The organism is Mesorhizobium sp. M2A.F.Ca.ET.037.01.1.1, from assembly GCF_003998075.1.
Classification (GTDB): Bacteria; Pseudomonadota; Alphaproteobacteria; order Rhizobiales; family Rhizobiaceae; genus Mesorhizobium.
Map to the genome: position 1 here is coordinate 1 of NZ_RZSA01000309.1, position 6,502 is coordinate 6,502.

Here is a 6,502-nt window from a genome sequence, read left to right on the forward strand (position 1 = left end):
CGGCAGCGCCGCGCCATAGACGATCTCGTCGCGAAAGCCGATATCGCAACCAAGCAGGAGCGCGGTGCGGCGCGGCCGTTCGGAGAAGGCGCCTTGCGGGCCTTCCAGGGTGCGGGCGATGCAAAGGAACTCGGCGCCATCGGGCATTTCCACCGCCTCGACCAGGATCTGGCCCGGCTGCGAGAAGGCCGCGTGAATGGGAAGCTTGGGGCAGCCGCCGCCGAAGCGGCTTTGCGGATAACCCTGGCTGCCGGCCTTGCGGAAGCGGTTGCCGGCATTGTCGACTTCCAGCATGAAGAACGGCACGCCCGCCGCGCCCTGCCGCTGCAGCATGGTCAGGCGGTTGGCCGCCTGTTCGAAAGAGACGCCGAAGCGGGAACGCAAGACATCGATATCATAGCGGGCGCGAACGGCGGCGGCGTGGAAAGCCTGGTAGGGCATCATCAACGCATGCGCGGCATAGCGGCCGAGCTCGAAGCGGGCGAGCCGGCGGGCCTCGTCCGTGCCGAGCTTCAGCCCCTGGATCTCGCCCGCGACGGCCACCGACATGCGCATCAGGCTCGCCTCCATGGCGACTTCGCGCAGTTGATCGAAGGGCGACAGACGCTCCGACAGGAACAGGCGCTGCGAATGACGGTCATAGCGGCGGCGCCAGTTGGGCATGGTGGCGACCGGCAGCACCTTGACGACGATGCCGTGCTCGCGCCTCAACCAGGCCTTCAGCGCGCCGAACAGATCGTCGCCGGGCTCGAGGAGCGATGTGAAAGCCTCCGCCTCCTCCTCCAGCGCAGCAAAGTGGTTCGGCCGACGTTCGAACACTTCGTGGACTTCGTCGGCGGGCAGGCGCGCGCCGGACAGGGCGGTCGCCCTGCCCTCCTTGGCCAGCAGCTGGTTGAGATCGGACAGGCGCTCGGCCTGCTCGCGATAGGCGCGAAAGAGCTTCACCATCGCCGCCGAGGCATTGGGCGCCGTCTCGGCAAGGTCGATCAGCTCCTGATCACCGGGCAGTTCGCCGGCAAGAAGCGGATCGCTGAACGCTTCGCGCAAGGCCGCGATCGAGCCTTTGGTCTCTCCCTGCAATTCATGCGGATCGACCTTGTAGACGGAGGCCAGCTTGAGGATGAGTTGCACCGTCAGCGGCCGCTGGTTGCGTTCGATAAGATTGAGGTAGGAGGGCGAGATGCCCAATCCCTCGGCCATTGCCGTCTGGGTCAGCCCCCTGGCGTTGCGCAGCCGGCGCAGCCGAGGCCCGGCAAAGATCTTCTGGTCGGCCATCGCTTCCACCTTTGACAAGATTTACAGGCGCATCGAACCCAACGCCCGCCTTGCCGCTTTTACAATCATGACAAATTAACAGAGCGGACTTGTCAATGGCAACACAGCTTTTCCTTTATTTTCGGCACCAAGCGGCGGTTTCTCTGGCCTATTTCGCGCTGCAATGTAAACGTTGTCATACACAGACGTCGGGGATATGGCCTTGCGATGTGGCGCTGAAGCAGTTTTCAAACGATCCGGAGTGACCAATGACCGATTTTTACAACCTCGTCCCCTCCGCGCCGGAAGGCCGTTTCGATGGCATCGAGCGCCCCTACTCGCCAGAGGATGTGAAGCGGCTGCGCGGCTCCGTGCAAATCCGCCAGACGCTAGCCGAGATGGGTGCGAACCGGCTGTGGAAGCTCATCCACGAGGAGGATTTCGTCAACGCGCTCGGCGCGATGTCCGGCAACCAGGCCATGCAGCAGGTTCGGGCCGGGCTGAAGGCGATCTATCTCTCGGGCTGGCAGGTGGCAGCGGACGCCAACACGGCTTCGGCCATGTATCCGGACCAGTCGCTTTATCCGGCCAATGCGGCGCCGGAACTCGTCAAGCGCATCAACCGCACCCTGCAGCGCGCCGACCAGATCGAGACATCCGAAGGCAACGGGCTTTCGGTCGAGACGTGGTTCGCGCCGATCGTCGCCGATGCCGAAGCCGGTTTCGGCGGCCCGCTCAACGCCTTCGAGATCATGAAGGCCTTCATCGAGGCGGGTGCTGCCGGCGTCCACTATGAGGACCAGCTGGCGTCGGAAAAGAAGTGCGGCCATCTCGGCGGCAAGGTGCTGATCCCGACCGTGGCGCATATCCGCAACCTCAACGCGGCGCGCCTGGCGGCCGACGTGATGGGCACGCCGACGCTGGTCGTGGCGCGCACGGACGCGGAAGCGGCGAAGCTCTTGACCTCCGATATCGACGAACGCGACCGGGCTTTTGTCGATTACGATGCAGGCCGCACGGTCGAGGGCTTCTACAATGTGAGGAACGGCATCGAGCCTTGCATCGCGCGCGCCGTGGCCTATGCGCCGCATGCCGACCTGATCTGGTGCGAGACCTCGAAGCCGGATCTGGCACAGGCCAGGAAGTTCGCCGAAGGCGTGCACAAGCATCATCCGGGCAAGCTGCTCGCCTACAACTGCTCGCCGTCGTTCAACTGGAAGAAGAACCTCGACGACGCAACGATCGCGAAGTTCCAGAGGGAGCTTGGCGCGATGGGCTACAAGTTCCAGTTCATCACGCTGGCCGGCTTCCACCAGCTGAACTTTGGCATGTTCGAGCTGGCGCGCGGCTACAAGGACCGCCAGATGGCGGCCTATTCGGAACTGCAGGAGGCAGAGTTCGCGGCGGAAGCCAACGGCTACACCGCGACCAAGCACCAGCGCGAGGTCGGCACCGGCTATTTCGACGCCGTGTCGATGGCGATCACCGGCGGCCAGTCTTCGACCACCGCCATGCATGAATCGACCGAGCACGCCCAGTTCAGGCCGGCGGCCGAGTAACGGATAACAACCAGAGGAAACGCCCGCAGGGCATCTACATCGGGGAGAAGACCAATGGCATCGATAAGCCGCGTCAAGGAAAGGGCGGAAGAGCAATCGAGCGCGATGAGCGTCGACCAGCAGGCGACGATCCGCATGCTCGCCAACGATCTGCACAGGCTCAACCAGTCGGTCATGAAGGCAGTCGAGGCCGGCGTCTCGGTGGAGCTGGTGCGCTCGGCCAGGCACCATGGCGGCGACGGCAACTGGGGTGACCTGCTGATCCCCGTGATCGTCACCCATCAGAGCCATACTTGACGTAACGTGAACAGTCTCGGCGACAGTCTCCCGCGCGTTATACGTTCGGGAGACTGTCGCATTTTTTCGGTTTGTCTCGCCGTCGAGAGGCACGACTTGCGCTGAATTCAGGATTTTCTTGCTATATTCTCAGCCTCGACCGTTTCAGCTTGACACCGGCTGCGATCTCACTCAATTCTGCCTTAGGTTTCAACCCTGCATTGAACCAGAGTGCCTGCCCGCCGATGTGTCCCGCCGACCGTGACGACCACTCCGAAAGACATCCAAGACCGGCAGCCCGCGCCGGTGCGATGGCGGCGGACTTCTCGAAGGTGCTGGTCGTTGGAAAATCATCGATCAACAGGGTCGTGGTGTCGAAAATCGTCGAAAAATCGGGCCTGAAGCCGATCTCGGAATCGCCCGAGGCCGCCGAGAAGACGCTGGCCGGCCAACTGCCCGGCACGGTCATCCTCGACGGCGGCCCCGACAACAAGGATTGCGACCGGCTGATGTCGGCCATCGACGCGCTGCGGCGCGTCTCCGGCAAACCGCTGCCCGCGGTTATCCTGCTCTCAACCAGGAATGGCACATCGGAGAGCCTTGGCCTGTCGAGCATAGTCGATGCGGTCGTCGCCAAGCCGATTACGCCAGAGAGGCTGCAACCGGTGGTCGATCGCCTGACAGGGCGCGGTTAGACCGTAGGACCTTCAACCAACCTTTGCGATAGCCTCGACAAGGCTCGGCAACTCGCCGAGATGGGCAATCTGGCGGAAACGCGACGCCTCGACAGGCGCCTCGGCATGTTCGACCGCCCAGGTCAATTCGTGCGGCACATGGATGCCCCAACCGCCGGCCTCGATGGCGGGAACCACGTCGGACTTGAGGGAATTGCCAACCATCATGCTGCTCTGCGGACCACGGCCATGGCGGCTGAAGATGCGGGCATAGGTGGCGGCGGTCTTGTCGCTGACAATCTCCACCGCGTCGAAGAGGTCACCCATTCCCGACTGCGCAAGCTTGCGCTCCTGATCGAAGAGGTCGCCCTTGGTGATCAGCACCAGATGATAGGAGCCCGCCAGCGCCTCGACCGTCTCGCGCGCATGCGGCAGCGGCTCGATCGGGTGGCTGAGCATCTCGCGGCCGGCGGCCAGGATCTCGCCGATGATCGAACCAGGCACCTCACCACCGGTGATCTCGACCGCCGTCTCGATCATCGACAGGGTAAAACCCTTGATGCCGAAGCCGTAGAGGGCGAGGTTGCGCCTTTCCGCCTCGAGCAGCCTTGCGGCGATATGCTCATGGTCGCCGTGCTCCGCCAGCATTTCGGCAAAGCGCTTCTCGGTCATGCGGAAGAACTGCTCATTGTGCCACAGCGTGTCGTCTGCATCGAAGCCGATTGTGGTCAAATGAGAGGCGGGCCCGTTCTTCATGACGGCCGGTGTACCTGCTGTTGCGGCGCGCCGCCAGCCTGAAGACGGATGGCTGGTTGTCCCGCCTCCCCTTTCCTTTCCCCGTGGTGCCCGGCTATAGTCCGAAATCCGCAACACAATCTGGTGAATGATGCCGCCTGAGAAAAAGGAAGTCCGTCCGTCAAGCCGGGGGGGACGCGCCCGCACGCCTGCCTTCCTGAAAAACGAACGCGGTGTGAAGAACTGGAAGGAAGCCAGCGCCTGGCTGGAGTGGCGCGGCATCGAGGACATCGAATGCATCACGCCGGACCAGGCCGGGGTTGCCCGCGGCAAGATGATGCCGTCGAAGAAATTCACCTCCAACACCTCGCTGGCGCTGCCGTCAGCCGTGTTCATGACGACGATCTCCGGCGGCTACCCGGAAGACGGCAACGGCTTCCACTATCCCGAGGACGACGGCGACCTGAAGCTCTTGCCCGATCTCTCGACGCTGACCGTGGTGCCGTGGGAAGAGGACCCGACGGCGGCGGTGATCTGCGACCTCGTGCACCAGGACGGCCGCTCGGTCGAGTTCACGCCGCGCAACGTGCTGAAGCGCGTGCTTGCGGCCTATGACGAGCGCGGGCTCAAACCGGTCGTGGCACCCGAGATCGAATTCTATCTGGTACGCAAGAACCCCGACCCGGACTATCCGCTGACGCCGCCCGTCGGGCGCTCGGGGCGGCCGATCGGCGGCGGCGCCGGCTATTCGATCGCCGGCGTCAACGAGTTCGACGAGCTGATCGACGACATCTACCATTTCTCGGAACGGCAGGGCCTGGAGATCGACACGCTGATCCATGAGGAAGGCGCCGGCCAGCTCGAGATCAATCTGCGGCACGGCAACCCGATCGAGCTCGCCGACCAAGTGTTCATGTTCAAGCGCACCATCCGCGAGGCGGCGCTGAAGCACGAGATCTACGCCACCTTCATGGCCAAGCCGATCCAGGGACAGCCGGGCTCGGCCATGCATATCCACCAGTCCGTGGTCGACAAGAAGACCGGCAAGAACATCTTCTCGGCCGAGGACGGCTCCGAGACAGACGCATTCTTCCACTTCATCGGCGGCATGCAAAAGCATGTGCCGAACGCGCTGGTGATGTTCGCGCCCTACGTCAACTCCTACCGCCGGCTGACTCAACAGGCCTCGGCTCCGGTCAACAACAAATGGGGCTACGACAACCGCACCACCGCCTTCCGCGTGCCGCGCTCGGACCCGGCGGCGCGGCGCGTCGAAAACCGCATCCCGTCGTCGGACGCCAACCCCTATCTGGCGCTGGCCGCGTCGCTGGCCTGCGGGCTGGTGGGCATGAACAACAAGATCAAGGCGGAACCGCCGGTGCTGACGACCGCCAACGCGGATGAAATCGACCTGCCGCGCGGCCTTCTGGAGGCGGTCGGCCTCTTCGAGGACGATACGGAGCTCGGCGCCATCCTCGGCAAATCCTTCGCCGCTACCTACACCGCGATCAAACGCGCCGAGTTCGAGACCTTCATGGAAGTGATCAGCCCATGGGAGCGGGAATATCTGCTGCTCAATGTGTGAGGAAAGGCAGTAGGGGAGTAAGGCAGTAGGGCAGTAGGGGGAACGATGGCGAAGATCGAATCGTACAGGGATTTGGTCGTCTGGCAGCAGGCTATGGACCTCGCAGTTTCGATCTACGAAACGACAAGGGCCTGGCCGAAGGAAGAACTCTATGGATTGACAACTCAGCTACGCAGGGCAGCCGCTTCCGTGCCTGCCAACATCGCTGAGGGCTATGGACGAGAAAGCCGAGCGTCCTATCAACAGTTTCTTAGATTGCACAGGGATCACTCAAAGAGTTGGAAACTCACTTGCTGATCGCGCAGCGCGTCGGAATCACCTCCAACGAAGCAGCTCAACAATTGATGGTGCGAAGTGAGAGCGTAGGAACACTCTTGCGGCTCCTCATCCGTAAATTAGCGCCCGAGTAGCTCCTACTC

General features: G+C 63.0%; 6 protein-coding genes and 1 pseudogene. 5 read left to right on the forward strand and 2 right to left on the reverse strand.

Annotation, left to right across the window (positions count from 1 at the left end; all coding sequences use genetic code 11):
- Nucleotides 1-1,275: helix-turn-helix transcriptional regulator (locus EOA27_RS16835; RefSeq protein ID WP_145970382.1), on the reverse strand; the 1,275-nt coding region annotated here is incomplete at its 3' end.
- 248 nt (nt 1,276-1,523) lie between these two features.
- On the opposite strand from EOA27_RS16835, the gene aceA reads away from it, so the two are divergent.
- From aceA to EOA27_RS16850, 3 genes are all read left to right on the forward strand, one after another.
- Complete coding sequence (aceA, locus tag EOA27_RS16840; RefSeq protein ID WP_126079087.1) at nt 1,524-2,813, forward strand: isocitrate lyase; 1,290 nt, start codon at nt 1,524-1,526, stop codon at nt 2,811-2,813.
- Between the two features lie 54 nt (nt 2,814-2,867).
- Nucleotides 2,868-3,110 carry a hypothetical protein gene (locus tag EOA27_RS16845; RefSeq protein WP_042640947.1) on the forward strand — a complete coding sequence of 81 codons (243 nt, stop codon included), beginning with the start codon at nt 2,868-2,870 and terminating at the stop codon, nt 3,108-3,110.
- 290 nt (nt 3,111-3,400) lie between these two features.
- Nucleotides 3,401-3,784 (forward strand): response regulator, encoded by a 384-nt coding sequence (locus EOA27_RS16850; RefSeq protein ID WP_189343238.1) that lies wholly within the window; start codon nt 3,401-3,403, stop codon nt 3,782-3,784.
- A 12-nt stretch (nt 3,785-3,796) separates the two neighbouring features.
- Here EOA27_RS16850 and EOA27_RS16855 read toward each other — a convergent pair whose 3' ends face one another.
- Nucleotides 3,797-4,519 (reverse strand): HAD family hydrolase, encoded by a 723-nt coding sequence (locus EOA27_RS16855; protein ID WP_126079088.1) that lies wholly within the window; start codon nt 4,517-4,519, stop codon nt 3,797-3,799.
- A 130-nt stretch (nt 4,520-4,649) separates the two neighbouring features.
- Here EOA27_RS16855 and EOA27_RS16860 point away from each other — a divergent pair, with 130 nt between their 5' ends.
- Together EOA27_RS16860 and EOA27_RS16865 are read left to right on the forward strand one after the other, a co-directional pair.
- Nucleotides 4,650-6,083, forward strand: coding sequence for a glutamine synthetase family protein (locus tag EOA27_RS16860; RefSeq protein WP_126083531.1), 1,434 nt, complete (start codon nt 4,650-4,652; stop codon nt 6,081-6,083).
- Nucleotides 6,084-6,128: 45 nt separating this feature from the next.
- Nucleotides 6,129-6,493, forward strand: a pseudogene (locus EOA27_RS16865) (four helix bundle protein).
- Nucleotides 6,494-6,502: the final 9 nt, after the last annotated feature.

Bases quoted from the DNA above. Each gene is read 5' to 3' on its own strand.
- aceA (WP_126079087.1), top strand. From the start codon at position 1,524: ATGACCGATTTTTACAACCTCGTCCCCTCCGCGCCGGAAGGCCGTTTC.
- EOA27_RS16845 (WP_042640947.1), top strand. From the start codon at position 2,868: ATGGCATCGATAAGCCGCGTCAAGGAAAGGGCGGAAGAGCAATCGAGC.
- EOA27_RS16850 (WP_189343238.1), top strand. From the start codon at position 3,401: ATGGCGGCGGACTTCTCGAAGGTGCTGGTCGTTGGAAAATCATCGATC.
- EOA27_RS16855 (WP_126079088.1), bottom strand. From the start codon at position 4,519: ATGAAGAACGGGCCCGCCTCTCATTTGACCACAATCGGCTTCGATGCA.
- EOA27_RS16860 (WP_126083531.1), top strand. From the start codon at position 4,650: ATGCCGCCTGAGAAAAAGGAAGTCCGTCCGTCAAGCCGGGGGGGACGC.